At 42.3% G+C, this 17394-nt stretch carries 17 protein-coding genes and 1 pseudogene; 15 read left to right on the forward strand and 3 right to left on the reverse strand.

The window, feature by feature from the left end; genetic code table 11:
- Nucleotides 1–38 precede the first annotated feature (38 nt).
- From cobU to UA76_RS02805, 7 genes and pseudogenes are all read left to right on the forward strand, one after another.
- Nucleotides 39–645, forward strand: a pseudogene (gene cobU / locus UA76_RS02775) (bifunctional adenosylcobinamide kinase/adenosylcobinamide-phosphate guanylyltransferase).
- 24 nt (nucleotides 646–669) lie between these two features.
- Entirely contained in the window at nucleotides 670–1281 is a 612-nt protein-coding gene (locus UA76_RS02780; protein WP_047042736.1) for a histidine phosphatase family protein, read from the forward strand.
- A gap of 128 nt (nucleotides 1282–1409) precedes the next feature.
- Nucleotides 1410–3206, forward strand: coding sequence for a M3 family oligoendopeptidase (locus UA76_RS02785; protein ID WP_047042740.1), 1797 nt, complete (start codon nucleotides 1410–1412; stop codon nucleotides 3204–3206).
- Between the two features lie 204 nt (nucleotides 3207–3410).
- The gene (locus UA76_RS02790) at nucleotides 3411–4439 is read left to right on the forward strand and encodes a succinylglutamate desuccinylase (RefSeq protein ID WP_047042743.1); all 1029 of its coding nucleotides are present in this window, start codon (nucleotides 3411–3413) and stop codon (nucleotides 4437–4439) included.
- Nucleotides 4440–4540: 101 nt separating this feature from the next.
- Entirely contained in the window at nucleotides 4541–5536 is a 996-nt protein-coding gene (gene btuC, locus UA76_RS02795) for a vitamin B12 ABC transporter permease BtuC (RefSeq protein WP_047042746.1), read from the forward strand.
- Nucleotides 5523–6284 carry a vitamin B12 ABC transporter ATP-binding protein BtuD gene (gene btuD, locus UA76_RS02800; RefSeq protein ID WP_047042749.1) on the forward strand — a complete coding sequence of 254 codons (762 nt, stop codon included), beginning with the start codon at nucleotides 5523–5525 and terminating at the stop codon, nucleotides 6282–6284. The genes btuC and btuD overlap by 14 nt, the downstream gene beginning before the upstream one ends.
- Nucleotides 6285–6383: 99 nt before the next feature.
- Nucleotides 6384–7118 (forward strand): substrate-binding periplasmic protein, encoded by a 735-nt coding sequence (locus tag UA76_RS02805; RefSeq protein ID WP_047042752.1) that lies wholly within the window; start codon nucleotides 6384–6386, stop codon nucleotides 7116–7118.
- A 76-nt stretch (nucleotides 7119–7194) separates the two neighbouring features.
- On the opposite strand, the gene UA76_RS02810 is transcribed toward UA76_RS02805, so the two are convergent.
- The 3 genes from UA76_RS02810 to UA76_RS02820 form a co-directional block, all read right to left on the reverse strand.
- Nucleotides 7195–7770, reverse strand: coding sequence for a nucleoside triphosphate pyrophosphohydrolase family protein (locus tag UA76_RS02810; RefSeq protein WP_047042753.1), 576 nt, complete (start codon nucleotides 7768–7770; stop codon nucleotides 7195–7197).
- A 105-nt stretch (nucleotides 7771–7875) separates the two neighbouring features.
- On the reverse strand, nucleotides 7876–8436 hold the full coding sequence (locus tag UA76_RS02815; protein ID WP_047042756.1) for a DUF1415 domain-containing protein: 561 nt from the start codon (nucleotides 8434–8436) through the stop codon (nucleotides 7876–7878).
- Nucleotides 8437–8516: 80 nt separating this feature from the next.
- A complete protein-coding gene (locus tag UA76_RS02820) occupies nucleotides 8517–9725 on the reverse strand; it encodes an MFS transporter (protein ID WP_047042760.1) in 1209 nt (402 codons plus the stop codon).
- Between the two features lie 111 nt (nucleotides 9726–9836).
- Here UA76_RS02820 and UA76_RS02825 point away from each other — a divergent pair, with 111 nt between their 5' ends.
- From UA76_RS02825 to UA76_RS02855, 8 genes are all read left to right on the forward strand, one after another.
- Nucleotides 9837–10715: a LysR family transcriptional regulator gene (locus UA76_RS02825; RefSeq protein WP_047042762.1), complete on the forward strand. Its 879-nt coding sequence runs from the start codon at nucleotides 9837–9839 to the stop codon at nucleotides 10713–10715.
- Between the two features lie 406 nt (nucleotides 10716–11121).
- Nucleotides 11122–11811 carry a phosphoribosyltransferase domain-containing protein gene (locus UA76_RS23315; protein ID WP_052771921.1) on the forward strand — a complete coding sequence of 230 codons (690 nt, stop codon included), beginning with the start codon at nucleotides 11122–11124 and terminating at the stop codon, nucleotides 11809–11811.
- Nucleotides 11812–11891: 80 nt separating this feature from the next.
- Nucleotides 11892–12233 (forward strand): TRSP domain-containing protein, encoded by a 342-nt coding sequence (locus UA76_RS25545; RefSeq protein ID WP_420340888.1) that lies wholly within the window; start codon nucleotides 11892–11894, stop codon nucleotides 12231–12233.
- Nucleotides 12230–12826 carry an HAD family hydrolase gene (locus tag UA76_RS02835; RefSeq protein ID WP_047042765.1) on the forward strand — a complete coding sequence of 199 codons (597 nt, stop codon included), beginning with the start codon at nucleotides 12230–12232 and terminating at the stop codon, nucleotides 12824–12826. The genes UA76_RS25545 and UA76_RS02835 overlap by 4 nt, the downstream gene beginning before the upstream one ends.
- 145 nt (nucleotides 12827–12971) lie before the next feature.
- A complete protein-coding gene (locus tag UA76_RS02840) occupies nucleotides 12972–14099 on the forward strand; it encodes a cysteine protease StiP domain-containing protein (RefSeq protein WP_202906901.1) in 1128 nt (375 codons plus the stop codon).
- Nucleotides 14096–14971: an HpcH/HpaI aldolase/citrate lyase family protein gene (locus UA76_RS02845; protein ID WP_047042774.1), complete on the forward strand. Its 876-nt coding sequence runs from the start codon at nucleotides 14096–14098 to the stop codon at nucleotides 14969–14971. The genes UA76_RS02840 and UA76_RS02845 overlap by 4 nt, the downstream gene beginning before the upstream one ends.
- 66 nt (nucleotides 14972–15037) lie before the next feature.
- Nucleotides 15038–16153 (forward strand): toxic anion resistance protein, encoded by a 1116-nt coding sequence (locus tag UA76_RS02850; RefSeq protein WP_047042777.1) that lies wholly within the window; start codon nucleotides 15038–15040, stop codon nucleotides 16151–16153.
- Nucleotides 16154–17392 (forward strand): toxic anion resistance protein, encoded by a 1239-nt coding sequence (locus UA76_RS02855; protein WP_052771923.1) that lies wholly within the window; start codon nucleotides 16154–16156, stop codon nucleotides 17390–17392.
- Nucleotides 17393–17394: the final 2 nt, after the last annotated feature.

The following is a 17394-nucleotide window of genomic DNA, read 5'->3' on the forward strand; positions in this document are numbered from 1 at the left end:
GATACTTCTATATCAAGCGGGGTGTGTTTGGAGTAAAAATGATTCATCTTATTTTGGGCGGAGCGCTCAGGAAAGTCCAGTTATGCCGAGGCTTGCGTTCAAGACTATGTTTCTGCTCTCCTAGAGACTAGTCATACGGAAACTGATCATATTGGTACTGTTCGCAGTGGAACGGGTTCATCTAAGAATTTTCCCCATTATGTCGCCACGGCAACAGCGTTTGATGATGAGATGGAAGCTCGGATTGCTCATCATCAGGACTCTCGCGGCTCAAAGTGGGTGACACACGAATGTCCAACTGAGTTAGCAAAGTTACTGCGCACGTTTGTTAGCGATGAGGTTGTTTTGGTCGATTGCTTAACCTTGTGGATGAACAACATTATCTACAATGATGGTTATCAGTTGAAGCAAAGTGATATACAGCAGCGCGTCGATGATTTGGTTGAAGCTATTGAGAGCTGCGAGGCTACGTTGGTCCTTGTTTCAAACGAAGTAGGGCTAGGAGTGGTGCCGATGGGCGAAGTGTCTCGCTTGTTTGTCGATAACGCAGGCTGGATGAATCAAGCCATCGCGCGGGTTGCAACGCGAGTTGATTTCGTTGCTGCGGGCTTACCTATGACGTTGAAAGGCGGAGATAAAAACTGATGACGGGTAACAGAGAGAAGTCATATGGAAACGTATAATCTTTACCTGCTACGCCATGGCAAAACTTTGGGGCCAGCGGCACTAAATGGTCAAACTGATGTTGGTGTTGAAGCTGAGTATCAAAAGCAGATTGCCGAGGAAACGGTTAAGCAGGGGTTCGCGGCTGAGGCTATCATCACTTCCCCTTTGGTTCGCTGCCACGATTTAGCGCTTAAAATCGCACAGATGCGAGAAAATCCAAACGTTACCATTTCTTCTAAACTTCAAGAGCTCAGCTTTGGAGATTATGACGGCAGAACTTTCGATGACCTTTCTGAACAGTGGGGAAACTTAGAAGCGTTTTGGCAATCACCCGCTGTGAGTACTTTGCCTAATGCGGAGCCGCTTCAAGATTTTCATGATAGGGTAACGAGAGAATGGCAATCACTTGTTGTTAATCTCAAAAGTGACAGTTTGATTGTGTGCCATGCGGGCACCATACGAATGATATTGGCCAATGTACTCAATGTTGATTGGGAGAATCCGAGCTGGTACTCGGCGCTGTCTATTGGCTATCACTCGATTACTCATATACAAATTACAAAAACTGAAGAGATTTTTACTAACGTCAAAATGATCTCCAAGCCCCTGTTTTGATAAGGATCGAGTTTGATACGGATCGACTTTGAAACGGATCGAATTTGATACAGATCGAATGGCGGCGCACATTCAATAACGACGACACATTCCGTATCAGCAATCGCTCTGATACGTAAGGATAAAGAATGACAACACCAAGTTGGAACCTTTCGGTCGCTTATCAAAGTTTGAACGACCCAAAAATTGAACAAGATATCGCGCTTGTCGAGCAATGCATCAACGTTTTGAACCTGCATGCTGATAAACGTGAAACGGTACTGGCGATGCAAAATGCTATTCAAACCTCAGAAGCTGCGGGTACCTTACTGTCTACTATTGGCACTTATGCCAACTGTGAATCTTCAGTTGACGCGACACACAGCCAAGCCAAGGCAATGATCGGGCGCGTGGCAAAATTGCGCTCAACCTTGACTCAGGCTTTCACCCCATACCAAGATACATTGGTGCATTCACCACAAGAGTTCATTGATCAAGTATTGGCTCATGATAGTGGCGATGTCTCAGGGCAGGGCTTTCTAATTGAATGTTCCCGTGAAGAAGCGCAAACTCAACTGAGCATTGCACAAGAGCAGCTTTTGTCAGCGATGCAGGTGGATGGCAGAGATGCTTGGGGACGTTTGTACGATAATCTCACTGGTGCACTTCAGGTCACTCTAAAACACGAAGATGGCAATGAAGAAACACTAGGTTTATCTCAAGCGGCGAGCCTGTTGTATGGCGCCGAATTTGATAAGCAAGAGCCTGCATGGAATGCGATTCAAGCGGCAATGAACACACACCAAGAGAGTTTTGCGTCAATTTTGAACGCGTTGTCGGGTTGGCGGTTGACCGAATATCAAATGCGTTCCAATGAGAAAGACGTACATTTCCTTGACCCAAGTTTAAGGCAGAGCCGCATCACAGCAGAAACATTGGACAGCATGCTGAGTGTGGCAAAAGCCAATCGCTCAGTTGGTCAAAAAGCCGGGCGGCTTATGGCTAAGGTTCATGGTTTAGATACTATGAAGCCATGGAATCATATGGCCGCGATGCCTTCACTCTCTGGTGAAGAGAAGACGTACGCCTTTGACGAAGCGATTGCCATCATCAGAGAAGCGTTTGCAGAGGTCCATCAAGAAATGGCCGATTTCGTTGATATGATGGTCGAAAATGGTTGGATTGATGCCAAACCGAGTGAGAATCGCCGATTAGGGGCATACTGTACAAAATTTGCGGCAACTCGTTCACCTTTGGTGTTCATGACTTGGGGCGGAAGTCGTTCAGATTTACTCACTCTTGCCCATGAGCTAGGCCATGCCTTCCACAACTGGGTAATGCGCGATATGCCTTTGTGTCAGACTCGTTACCCTATGACACTAGCGGAAACCGCGTCGATTTTTGCTGAAAACATTGTACGTGACAGCTTGCTGGCTAAAGCTAACTCTCGTGAAGAGAAGTTGGAAATGCTCTGGGAAGAGCTAACAAGCTGCTATGCGTTGATGGTTAATATTCCGGTACGCTTTGAATTTGAGAAAGCTTTTTATGAACAGCGTTCTCAAGGTGAACTTACCCCTGCGCAACTGTGTGACTTAATGGGTGAAAAGTGGGCAGACTGGTATGGTGATTCAATGTCACAAGCTGATCGCTACTTTTGGGCAAGCAAGCTCCATTTCAGTATCTCTGAAGTAAGTTTTTACAATTATCCTTACCTGTTTGGTTATCTGTTTAGTTTGGGCGTTTACTCTCAGCGAGAAGAAAAAGGTGCCCAGTTCTACAGTGATTACATTGCGTTGCTACGAGATACGGGCTCAATGAAGGCTGAGCAAGTGGTTGAAAAACACTTAGGCATGGATCTGACCAAAGCCGATTTTTGGCAACAGAGTATTGACCGAGTCAAAGAGAAAGTAGATGCTTTTGAAGTTTTACTCAATAGTGTCGAATAGGCACATGACCACTGTGGTTAAATCGAGTAGAATCAAGCATATAACAGTAGAAGCACTTCAATCTGTTTCAATCAATATCGCTTTATTGGACTAGATTGAAAAATTACGATCTAAGGCGGGATTTCCCTTCATAAGTGAGATCCCCTCAACATATTTCGTTTCTACAATTCATTAACATACCGCTGTGCAATAAAGGAGTCGAGCATGACGAAATCTCTCTTTCGCCAATCGTTTTTATTTGACAGCCTAGATCTATCTCAAGAAATGCCAAGTGGTGAGATCACGCTTGATAACGGCATTTCTGCGATCCTTCATGAGAGAGGCGTGCTGGAAGTGGTTCCTGCCACTCAATCTGAAGAGACAAAAAGTATTATTTTATCGTGTGGTATTCATGGAGATGAAACCGCACCCATGGAGCTGGTGGACAAGATTGTTGATGACATCTTCTCTGGCTTCCAACCGCTAGAACATCGCTGCCTGTTTATCATTGCTCATCCTGAAGCAACGAATCAGCATACGCGCTTTGTAGAAGAAAACCTAAATCGTTTGTTTGACGAACGCGCTCACAATCCAACGAAAGAAGTGGCAATTGCGGATAATCTCAAAGTCATCGTCAATCGCTTTTATGCGAGTGTAGAAGAGAGTTTGCGTTGGCACTTGGATTTACATTGTGCCATTCGTGGTTCGAAGCATTATACCTTTGCGGTCAGCCCTAAAACACGTCACCCAGTAAGAGGGCGTGAACTGTTTGACTTCTTATCGAGTGGTCACATTGAAGCTGTTTTACTGTCGAATGCGCCTTCAAGTACATTTAGCTGGTTTAGTGCGGAAAACTATGCGGCTCAAGCGTTGACGCTTGAATTAGGCCAAGTTGCCCGAATAGGCGAGAATAACCTGGAAAAGTTGATAGCGTTTGATCTTGCAATGCGCGATTTGATCGGTGGAACACAAGCAGAGCATTTGCCAAAAGCCACTAAGATGTATCGTGTGAGCCGCACTCTTGTGAGACTTCACGAAGAGTTCGACTTCCTGTTTGATGACGACGTAGAAAACTTTACGACATTTAAACATGGTGAGGTGTTTGGTCGAGATGGTGATAAACCTCTAATGGCGAAAAACGAAGACGAAGCGATTGTGTTTCCAAATCGTCGTGTCGCTGTAGGCCAACGCGCTGCTCTAATGGTGTGTGAAGTTAAAGTTCGTTACGATCATGGTCAACTTGTCTACGATTAATCGCGTTATTAGCATAAGCTTGTCGTAACGCTTTCTATTTCTATGGCTTAACGGTATCGTTAAGCCATTATTTTATCTGCGAAGACCATTTGGTCTAGGTTATGGATTTCAACCAGTTAGTCGTTCAAAAACGCCAAAGATGGCTTAAGTACACCATGTTAATCGTTGCCCTTCTTATCGCAATGAGTAGCTTATATCTCATGGTGGGCGAGATTTTTATTTCCCCTTTCTCTGAATGGTCCTCTCTGGAACAGCAACTTATCAGCCAGCTTCGCATGCCACGCTTACTTGCCACTATTGCCATTGGTGCATCGTTAGCACTTTCTGGGGCTGTACTTCAAGTATTACTCGGAAACGTCTTGGCTGAGCCCGGTGTCTTAGGGATATCCGGTGGTGCCAGCGTTATGATGGTGTTGGTGCTTTTCTTTTTCCCAATGGCTGCGACGCCAATCGGCTTTATGATCGCAGCGGTGATTGGCGCACTTATTTTCACTCTTATCTTAGTTTCCATGGCGAAGGCTTTGCATCTCACCACCACACGTTTATTGCTAGTGGGTGTCGCGTTGGGAATTTTGTCGAGCGCCATTGTGACTTGGGCATTCTATTTTAGTGATGACCTCAGTCTTCGTCAGTTAATGTATTGGTTGATGGGTAGTGTAGGGGGTACAAGCTGGTATCAGCATACGCTCACCTTAGTCATGTTGCCGATCGTTGTTTGGCTTTGTTTACAGGGCAAAACGCTCGACAAACTGATGATGGGTGAGGTTCACGCCAAACAACTGGGTGTTGATGTCGAATCTCATCGTCTAAAGCTCATCGGGGCTATCTCTATCTTGGTTGGTGGCGCGGTGGCTCTAGGTGGAATCATCGGCTTCGTTGGATTAGTTGTACCGCATTTACTTCGTTTAGCGTTTGGCACGGAGAATCGATACCTTCTTCCTATTTCAGCGCTTTCTGGTGCGTTATTGCTTGTTTTCGCAGACTTAATTGCCAGAACGGCAATGGATTCAGCTGAGCTGCCTTTGGGGGTTGTCACAACCAGTTTGGGTGCGCCTGTGTTTATTTGGATGTTGGTAAAGAATCATGATTCGCGTTAACAGTATACAAATGAACAGCCGTTTATTGCCGCTATCTTTTACCTGTCAGCATGGAGAAGTGCTTCATGTGATAGGGCCCAATGGAAGTGGGAAAAGTACCTTGCTAGCCGCAATTTCTGGGGTCATTGAGGCGAAAGGTGAGGTATTTATTGATGAGAAAGCGTTGCATGAAATGGACTTAGAGTCCCTCGCTATGTATCGCGCTTATTTATCGCAGTCTGCTCGTCCGGCTTTTAACATCGATGTGTACCAGTACTTATCTTTATCTGTTCCAGCTTGCAGCAAGTCCGAAAGTGAAACCCTAGTGAGTGTGGTGAATGAGCTGGCATCACTGGTGCAAATTGAAGATAAACTGCATCGTTCTATCCATCAGCTATCCGGCGGAGAATGGCAACGGGTGCGCTTAGCTGCTATCTGTTTACAAGTGTGGCCTGCGCTCAATCCTTATGCGAAAGTTCTTCTACTAGATGAACCCGCCGCACCATTGGATATTGGCCAAGAGGTGATGTTGTATCGATTAATCCGTCGCATCTCAGAGCTTGGTATTACGGTCATTATGGCCAACCATGATTTGAATAGAGCCTTGCGTCATGCCGATAGAGTACTGTTGTTGGATAAAGGCGTCTTACAGGCTTTTGGTAGCGCTGAAGAAGTCCTCACTGAAGAACAGTTGTCTGCAACGTTTAACACGAACGTGAAAAAGGTGCATGTGGAAGGAAAGCCACTTCTCTTTTTTGATGATGAGTGACCTCCTCAAACCCTCATCATTGGGACGTGCACAATAAATTACGACAGACCGAAAACATTCCACTAGTCTTAAAGTTAGGTTTCTACTAGGACTCACAGCATGAAATGGATTGCGACTTTAGCATTACTAGTGTGCATTACAGCGTCAGTACAGGCGAGTCCCCAAATAAACTTAATGACTGAAGAATTTCCTCCGTTTGGTTATTACGACGATAAAGGACGATTGGTCGGTGCGGGTGTTGAGATAGTTCAAGGGGTAATGGTAGAGCTAGGTTATACGACCAATATTTCTGTCGTGCCGTGGTCGAGGGGGATCAAATTACTCGATATGGAATCGAATCATGCTCTGTTTTGTATGGCTCGAACACCAGAACGTGAAGATAAGTACGAGTGGGTTGGGCCATTAATCTCAGATGGTGTATACCTTTATCAAAGTGCTGGAAGTGCCCCGTTGATCAGAAATGTTCAACAGGCCAAGGTATTAGATGATATTGCTGTTACCGCCAATTATCCTGAGCACTCACATCTGCAGGGTTTAGGCTTCAAAAATCTATTATTAACAGAGAAACCTTCTCGCAATATTCAAATGTTGATGCGCAATCGAATTGATGCGATTGCAGCGGGTGAGTTTGCCTTGCCCAACTTGCTAGAGAGTGAAGGGTTTACAGTCGACCAAGTTAGAAAAACAGAGGTGAAACTATTTGAGGTTGATCTCTATGTTGCTTTTTCAAAAGGAACGGATAAAAAGATTCTAGAGGATTGGCAGATAGCTTTTGAACGTTTCCAACAGACTAAAGAGTATCGAGAAATCATCGAGCGTTACACCGGAATGTAAAAGCCTATTTTTATCTTTGAGATAAACAAAAAAGGATGAGTTGTGGCTCATCCTTTTGTTCGTGTCTTTACGCCGCTTATTGCGTCAACGGAGCTAGGTCCGCTGGACGGTAGTAAACCGATTTTAGTACTTTACCCTGACGAATCGTTTTAGCTTCAGATACAAAATCTTCCGCGCATTTCGCAATAATGTAATCGCCTTTTTGAACAGCCATTAGCTTGATACCTTGTTCAGCATAGTGCGCTTCGGTTTCAGAATACTCTTGTTCTGTTCGGCACACTTTACTCATGTTGCTTGAATGCACTTCATCCCAACAAGGCAAGAACTCAATACCACGGTTAACAGCAACGTTGAGCAGCAGATCAATCAAGTAGCTAATGGCTAGGTTGTCTTCAACCTTGGCGTGACCTAGGTGAACTAAACGGCCCATAAGAACATAAACACTATCAATGATCGCATCCGCTTGCTCCATCTTGCTGTCTGCTTCGGCAAGCTCGGTCAGCTCTTCGATCGCTAGAGAGGTGTGCAAAGTGTCAGCCTTGTCATCTAAGCTCTCTGGGCTCGCTACTGGCAAGTCGAAAGTGCTACGAAATTCGGTGATGTCGCGGTAAAGGTGATCAAAGAGCTCTTGGGTCAGTTTAGATAAATGCATTATCAGGTCCGTTGTAAAATGATTGCGCCATTTTAGCAAAATCAAAATGGCTATGTTATGCAAAAATAAGTGTTAGATGAAAATAAGTTGACGCGAAAAGTGAACCTAGGCGAAAAGATAAGGAAACAGCTTTTTCCTCTCGTCTTCCGTCAAGTTAGACACTCTTTCAATATTGGTGTCTGGGATATCTTCCGGATTAGGGTAGTGGCGCAACACCTTTTCCATACTTTCTTCGCGAATGAGATGAAATATCGGGTATGGAGAGCGGTTAGTGAGGTTTTCATCATCTTCAGGGGCTGCACCACCGAAACAGTAGTTCGGGTGGAAGGTGGCCACTTGATAAATCCCTTGCCAATCTTGTTGTTTAATCAAAGCTTCGACCCAATCGATAAACGCATTGTAGTCGTAAAAGTCATCGAGCAAGTTAGGAACGACAACAAGCGTGGTCTCTAGCTCATCAGGAGTATGGTTCTCTAGGAGCATAAGCTCTTGAAGAATGTCTTCCAGTAATGTCTCTTCCGTGACAGCGTCACTCACAAAAGTTTTAATCTGTTCATTTCGCTGCGGCTTGGCGGCGAATGGGCATAAATTCAGCCCAATAACGACATCATTGAGCCACTGTTCAACTTGCTCTTGAACTTCAGAAGATGAGTATTGCTTCGTCATTGAAATCTCATAAATCTAAGGTGTTTATTGCCGTAGAGTCTAGCGTATTTCAACATTGGACAGAAAACTTTTCACAACCTCTAGGGCGTTTTTGTCGTTAAATCTTGCTCACCAATAGGCTCTAATTGGTACAGCTTATGGCATAGGAAGAAAATACCAGCAAAGAGCAATGAGCTGCCAACAATCACGTTAGACCATCCACCGGTTTGCCAACAGTAAATAAGCCAGAATCCTCCAGCGCTTCCACCAATATAGTAGTGAACTAAGTAGAGAGCGGTTGCGGTTGATTTTGCACTGACTGCTTTTTGACTTACCCATCCATAAGCGAGCGTGTGAGTGAAGAAAGCCCCAAAGCTTATGAGCATCAAGCCAAGTAGCATCAGTGGCATTTGCTCACTGACGGCGATGAGAGTCCCGAGTACCGTCACCAATGTGCCTGCCACCATACCGGATTGAGACGAGAAATGATGAGTCCACTGCCCAGTTAGTTTAGAGCTGACTGTTCCACCCAGATAACAGAGGAAAATCAGTGAAGCAGCGCCGACTGACAGGTTATGAGGGGCATCGGTGAGGCGAAAACCCATGACGGAGTATAGATTAACGAAGAGAGCAAAGTTGAGGCCACCAATGAGCATCGCACAATAAATCTTTGGGTTTTTAATGTGTTGGATTAAGGCGCGATTGTGGTGGAAGAACAAGCCCGATTGCGGCTTGAAGTTCTTCTGATGTGGCAGCAGAGTGATAACAACGCACGCGCCGACAAAGGTGAATATGGCAAGCAGCCCAACAGCATGTTGCCAACTTAATAAGTCAGTCAGGATGCCTCCAGCAATTCGTCCACAGATACCGCCTAATGAATTTGCTGCGATATAGCCCCCGATAGCGTACGAAAAAGCTTTAGGTGATAGCTCTTCTACCATATAAGCGACGGCAACGGCGGCAAATGCCGCGAGCGCCATTCCCATTAATGCGCGCGTAGCAATGAGAAATACGACGGACTCGCTCGTGAGCATGAGTAGCCCAATTAAGGGCATTGAGAATAAGCTGATAGCCATCGCTCGTCGTCGGCCAATAGATTCTGAAATGATCGCCCACGGTACAAGGCAAACCGACAATCCAAGGGTAGTAGCCGCGAATACCCAGTTAATTTGCGTATTGCTAAGGTGAAAGTAGTTCGCAAGAAGTGGCAGCATTGGCTGCATAAGGTAGAGATTACAAAATACAATAAAAGAGCCTAAGCCCAGAGCCCAAGTGATTTTTTTGTAGCCATCGGTGTGGTATTCGATCATGACTCAGTAAAGCTCTCTAAGGAAGTCGGTTAGTTGTGATCAAATTAGCAGTCGAAGTTAAATTAATAAAATATATTAAAATTATCATTGTAATATCATTTGGATATCAATATGGACAGCCGGCAGTTAAAGTACTTCGTATCTGTGGCCGATTACGGCCATTTCACTAAAGCTGCGAAGGCCCTGCGAATTGCTCAGCCAGCGCTCAGTATCGCAATAAAGAAGTTTGAAGCTCAGTTAGGGCTGCAATTATTCGAAAGGGGCGATAAACAAATTAGCCTTACTCAAGAGGGCAAAGTGCTTTATGGTCACGCGGTTGGAATTCTTCGCCAAATGAAAGATGCTGAGCTGGCGATGAATGAATTAATAGGGCTTGAGAAAGGGGAGGTTAGGCTAGGGGCTCCGAGCATGATGGGCTCTTACTTCTTTCCAGAGATACTAATGGCTTTTAAACACAAGTACCCCAACTTAAAGCTCACGCTGGTGGATGCAGGCACTCAATCTATTCGTTCGATGTTAATGAATGGGGAGCTCGATATTGGTGTTATCGTGAATCAAGATGTGCCAGATGATCTTGAAGTCGACCCGTTAATCTGCGCAGAAATGGTAGCGGTAGTCGGGCAAGAGCATCCGTTTGCGAATAAAGAATCGATACGAATTGAGGAGTTCCTCTCAGAAGAGTTGGTGATGTTTAAGCCGGGTTACTTTCACCGCGAGTTTGTCGATGAAGCGTCGAAGACACACCAAATCACCCCGCAATTTTCATTTGAAACCAATTTGCTGCCCATGATTCTAAATATTGTTAAACACGAGTATGCGATAACGGCACTACTGAAATTAGTGACAGACAATGAATCTGATGTTTGTGCCGTGTCATTTACTCCTAAGGTTGAGCTCGATCTAGCCCTCGCTTGGAGAAAGCACGGATATCAGTCAATCGCGGATAAGACCTTTATTGAGTTTATTAAAGAACATTCGAATGCTCAATAAACATGAGGTTCTACTAATTTCTGTCTAAATCCCATTCAGAGACACTTAGAACTTGATTGTGAAAATACCACGCTAAATGAACTGGTGATAAGAGTATTTTTTAATTCACACTGTAACCTTCCTATCTAAGTACTCAATGACAATGAAAAAATTATGCGCATATACATTAATGGGAAAGTGTATATTTACCTTTATTGTAATCATATTGACTAATTGGCCTGTCATTTTGAATGGTTCTTATTTTCCAATATACAACTAAGTTCGTTAATGTTAGTTTCGTTATGACAATAATCCACAAGTTTTTTAGTGGTTTAGGTGAGTGCGTCAATATGTTGTTCTATCGATTTAGAAAGGCTACAAGATTTATTGCTGCTCTAATCTAAATGATAATTAGCTGTTCGTTTTTATGAGTATTAGTGAAGTTTTGGCAATGCATACGGAAAGTATTGAAATAAAAAATGGAACCCTAGATATAAGTGTTCATAGTCAAAAATTAGCGCTCAATGAATTACTTGACTTTGCCTCTAGAGAAAATCCTAAAAGAGGTTTTTTGTTTGTTTCCAAAGTACTTGGTAAGCATATTCCTGTTAAGCCAAACATGATGCGTAAGACGTATGATTTATTAGCGTCAGATCTTTTTGAAGATGTATCTACCTTCATGGTTGGAATGGCAGAGACAGCGACTGGTTTGGGGGCTGGCGTAGCAGATAGCCTCGCTCGAAAACAAAAAAGAGATGTTTATTATCAGCATACGACTCGACATGAATGCAATAAACCGATCTGGTTTACATTGGATGAATCTCATAGTCACGCCGTGGATCATATCTTATACGAACCTGATTCAAGATTGTTTGGGCAGATTTTATCATGTGAAAGGTTAGTACTTGTAGACGACGAAATATCAACAGGAAGAACGCTAGGGCTACTGGGAACTAAGCTACTGAACAGGCTCCCGAATGTAAAAGAGGTTGTTATTGTTTCACTCGTAAACTGGTTAGGTGAAAAAGACCATTCACAGTATGCCGATTGGCGAGCCCAGTATCTTATGTTTCATTGCTTGAAGGTAAATTTACATTTGAATCAAAACCAGGCTTGAATCTTTCTCTCCCAAAGTCTGTCGATTCGGGTCTTGTTAGAAAAGGTTATAGGTCTGATTTAGGTAGATTTGCAATGCAGATGCCGTACAAGGGCCATGTGGCTGCCATCGATATAGATAAGCCGAGGACTGTTATCGGAGATGGTGAGTATTTATATTTGCCTTTCTTGATAGCAGAATTAGCGGAAAAGAGAGGTGGCGAAGTTCTTTTTCAGTCGACAACTCGGTCGCCGGTAATGGTTGGAAATGGAATACAAACGAAGAGATCTTTTAAAGTGGATCACCGGGATATAGAACACTATATCTATAATTTACAAGACTCGAATAGATTGCCGATACATCTTTTAGAAGACGAATCGTCGAGAAGCTCTAATGAGCTAGCTGTTTTGTTTTCGCCGCTGAAAGGTGAAGAGCTCTCATGAAGAAAATACTTTTCACCGATATTGATGATTGCTTTATTTCGACAGCGAATAAATTTAACAACGAAGAAGTATTAACTATTGCGGCAACGGATATAGATGGAAATGCTCGTTCCTTTATCTCTAAGAAACAACTGGCTTTACTAGATCTATTTGTGACTAGTGGGGTCGAAATTATTCCTGTTACAGGTCGAAGTTACAGCACATTGATGAGATTAACAGTAGGTTCATTGTTGAACTCTTGGAAAGTCGTGTCTCATGGCGCAATGATTGTAAAATCAAATGGGGATTATTGTGAGCAGTGGTTAGAATACCTGAATAGCAATTTTCCACTAGAAAACTGGTCAGAAACACTGTCTAGATTTAATCAAGTATTAAATTATTCGATCCGCCACTTAGGTGTCAGTGCCAAAAGCTATATTGTTTCAGAGCAAGGGGTGGATTGTTATATTTGTATAAAATGCGTTGAAGGAATTGACTACACTAATGTATTTGACGCGATATTAGGTCATTCTGAATTAGATCTCGATGATTTTAAAATACACAGAAATGGTAGAAATGTAGCATTACTCCCCCTTATGCAAGAAAGCAGTTAGCGGTTAAGTTCTTAAAAGAGAAAATTTGCGTCGAAGAAGAATGTCTTGCTCTTGGTATGGGTGATAGTTTATCCGATATTCCCTTTATGAAGCAGACAGATTTCTCCTTCATACCTAGTCAAAGTCAGATTGCGGGTACACTGTCATGGTGAAAAGTCAAATGACTCCGGTTTTATCACCGCTGAAGGGAAGCTATGAGCTTAATGATTGCCAGTTTTTATTAGAAGAGGTTAACTGCGAATACTCTACCATTGAAGAGAAGGAAATGCTGATTCAATCGGGTAAGCGCCATTATTCAGAGCTATTATCTCAGGAGGCGAAACCTACAGATGAATATCAAAAGCTCTTTTTTGATTTTACTGAGCGTTACAAAGTAAAACTCGCCAGCCATATTTATACACTCGCTAAACATATCAATGACAGCAAAATGGGGCCAATTGTTATTGTGTCGTTAGCACGTGCTGGTACGCCTATAGGAGTCTTAGTAAAGAAAGCACTGATTCACTTTTTTTCTCGTGACTGTGTTCACTACAGCATCAGTATAATCCGAGATCGTGGGATAGATGCAGTTGCCCTTGATTACATTGTGAAGATCAAAAGACATGACCCTGCTTCACTCTTGTTTTTAGATGGTTGGACAGCAAAAGGCGTGATCACGGAAGAGCTGAAACGTTCCATTATTAGATACAATGTATCGGAAGAAACTGAGATTTTACCTGAACTTTACGTTGTGTCAGATACTGGAGGCGTTGCGGATTACTGCGCTACTAGGGAAGATTATCCGATTCCGTCCTCCATGCTTAACTCCACTGTATCTGGCCTTATATCGAGAAGTATTTGGAAGGATCCTTACAAAGACGCGTTTCATGGATGTGTCATCAATACGCATTTAGAAAATGTAGACCATTCACAGTGGTTTGTAGATACAGTTTTCCAAACAATGAAACAAACTTCTTTGGATTGTCGAGAGGTCTGCGAACCTATGAGCAGGAAATGTTCTTCCAAAGACAAGATGTCTAACTTCATCGGGATGATAGCCAAAAAATACTCGGTCATCGAACTAAACCATATTAAACCAGGAATCGCAGAGTCAACCAGAGTAATGTTGAGAAGAGTGCCATCATTACTCTTAGTCAAATCACTGGATAACCAAAAAATTAGGCATTTACTGATGTTAGCGAAGGAGAAGAAGATCAGAGTATTAGAAGATCCTTCGCTGCTTTTTGAGGCTTGTGCTCTTATAAAAACACTCAACCTTGAGGAAGATAAATGATTCAATCGAGTTACTTTTCTCTCGGAGCCACGCTTTACACGCCATGTAACCATCGACATTTAAAAAAAATTGTACGAGATGGCATGGGTTCTAAGAGTATGGTCTTCTGTACAGAAGATTCGGTGTCGTTACATGATTTAAAATTTTCATTAAACAACCTACAGGAAGCCATTCAAGGACTCGATGAAGTTGGGCAACCATTCCGTCGATTCATTAGACCCAGGAACTCGAATATATTGTCCCAAATACTAGATTTTCAAGGGGTTGAAAATATAGACGGTTTCGTTTTGCCTAAGTTCGACTTGAAAACAAGTGTCGAATACAACAAGGTGCTTCAAGGACATGAACATAAGTTTAAGTTGATGCCTACTTTGGAATCACTAGATGTGATGAATCCGAATAAGTTGAATCACATAAGAGAATTGCTGCAAGGTATTAATGGTGAAGTTATTTGTTTACGGATCGGTGGAAATGACCTCTTTAATTTGCTGGGTATAAAGCGTATGCCAAGGCAAACAATTTATGAGACACCACTACGAACCATAATCGATAATTTGATTATCGCCTTTAGGCCTTATGGGTATGAATTGTCTGCTCCAGTTTTTGACATGCTTCATGACCAAGAAACCCTAATTAGAGAGCTTGAAATGGATGTCAGTTATGGATTTTTTGGAAAGACTGCTATCCATCCAACGCAAGTTAAGATCATTGAAGATTACTTCCATAATTATTCGTCAATTCATATTGACCAAGCTGAATCTGTACTGAGTGAACTTCCATCAGCTGTATTTAAAATGAATGGTCAAATGATGGAAGCTGCATGTCACGGCAATTGGGCGAGAAGAACAAAGAGTTTAGCAAACTCATACTGAATTAATGATAAATAAGAGTATAGATATAATCTTACCTTGTAACCTTCTATAGCAGTACATTTAACTATGGTAAAAACATTTCATAATAATAAGTCGATTAAAAAAGCCAGTATTGATCCTGTTTCACCACAAGCTAAGGGAAAGGAAAATAAACAATCTGTAAAAAAATTTACGCATGTTGAACCAACGGTCAATGTTGAAACAACTGTCGAAACAGAACAATATGTTGAGCGCAATAAAACGGGAAAAGGGAGTGTTAAGAAGTCACCCTCTGTATTATTTACCAATAAAATTAGCACCATACAGAGCGATATTGTTGAGGTCGATCCTAATATAAAAGCTAGTATCGATCGAGTAAGTGCTCGAGAGTTTAGAGATATTGAGTTGGATAATAGCGAGTATATTCTGGTAAATAATATTTACCAGACCATCGACTTTGATGATTTTGGATCTCAACTCGAGTTTGGTAATCAAGAATCTAGACGATTTCAAGATATCCAAGGTTTCTTATCGGATTACGCCAAGATTGGTAAAGTCGATAGGATATTGGAATTAGGTCAAAGTATAATTCATCTTGCTAAGAGTATTAATATCGATGTATTTAATCCAAATAAGCTTGGAACCAAAATATCGAGATTCTTAGGCAGCCATCAAGATAAAGTTAGAAAGATTAAATTCGAATTTGATAGCGCTAGTGATCGAATTGATGCGAGGATCAATAGAGTATTTGATAATACCTCTGAAATTCAGAGGACATTGTCTGAATTTCAATCGTTAAAAACAGAACTTCAGGGTCTACATAGAGGGATACAACTGAAGATGGTCGCATTATCAATGAAGATTGACTCTGAAGTTAGTCAAAGAAATTCCATGAAAGAAGGGAATAACACTGTCTTTGATGACAGTTTTAATGAACACAAAAGGCGCTGGGAACGGAAAAATCAAACTCTATTTTCTCTCAATCAATCGGTCAGTTTGACTTTTCCTCAAATCGATCTTTATACATCAAATCTTGTAGCGAGCTTTGAACGATTAGAGGAGATAAAAGTGAACATAATACAAGTATGGAAACAACAATTCTTGACAGTAATAGCGGTTGATGAGTCAAACGACTCGATTCTTTACTATGAGCTTAGTGATATTCAAGATAATTTGATTCGTAATATAGAGGGCTTGCGATAAATGGCATTTAAACCTAAAACTTTCAAAGCAAAAACAGTAGATTCAAATTTCAATACTAGTGATGTTGTCCCAAAGGCAGAATCATCCTCATTAGTAATAAATAGTCCTACGAGCGAGATTATCACAACAGGTCGCGGAGAAGTTCTTCCAGCAATTCAACCTTATGTAGAAGACGCTATAAACACATATAAACATGACCTGAATGAAGCAGATTTAAGTGAGCAAGACGTGCTTCGTCGTATCGTTGGGCAACTGAATCAAATCGATATTTATTCATCCAACGGTATCGCCACGTTGGGACAAGAGTCCGCAGAAATGATCTCTAAGTACTCGGATTCTATGCTAAGTCAGGTTAGGACCAAAGATCTTGAGGAAATGGGTGAGAATCTTAATCAAGTCGTTGGTTTAGCAAAAGGTGTCGATCTAAGCGGTCTGATTGGCAAAGAAAGCTTTTTTGGAAAGTTGGTCTCTAAGTTTAGGAATACCAAGGAAGCAATACTTGCACAATTCAATTCTGTAAGTACACAGCTTGAGAGAGTCGTTAAGGAAATTGACTCGCAACAAGGGCGTTTGCGGGAAAGGTCAGTTCAGTTAGAGACTGTGTTCACACAAAACATCGCTCAATATAAAGCCTTAACTGAAGCAATAGTTTACGGGGAAGCAAGAGGACTCTTGATCAATGAACGAATGTCGAGTTTGGAAGCACAATTAGTGAATGAAACATCGCCCTTAAAGATGCAAGAGCTGAGTGATCTCCAATCGACCCATAGTCGCATTGAAAAGCGTGTACACGATTTGAAGTCATTACAAATGTTAGCTCTGCAAACTGCCCCGATGATCAGGATGGTGCAGACAAACAACGTTACGCTGGTAGAGAAATTCGACAACATTAAAACGTTAACGATCCCAGCATGGAAGAAGCAGTTCACATTGGCGATTTCAATGCTCGAGCAAAAGAAATCATTGGAACTGGCTGGAAAAATTGATGATGCCACGAACGATTTAATTAGGAAAAACGCAGATCTCCTGAAACAAAATACCTTGCAATCAGCACGAGCAAACCAACGTTCAGTTGTTGATATTGAGACTTTAGAACATGTCCAGAACAGCTTGATTTCGACCCTCGAAGACGTAGTTTCCATTGAGCAAGAAGGGGCTCGAAACAGAAGAATTGCTGATGAAACCATGGTCAACATGAAAAATGAACTTTCTAACTTTATGAAAAAGAATAAGGAATAATT

Source organism: Vibrio mexicanus (genome assembly GCF_001012815.1).
Taxonomy (GTDB): Bacteria; Pseudomonadota; Gammaproteobacteria; order Enterobacterales; family Vibrionaceae; genus Vibrio; species Vibrio mexicanus.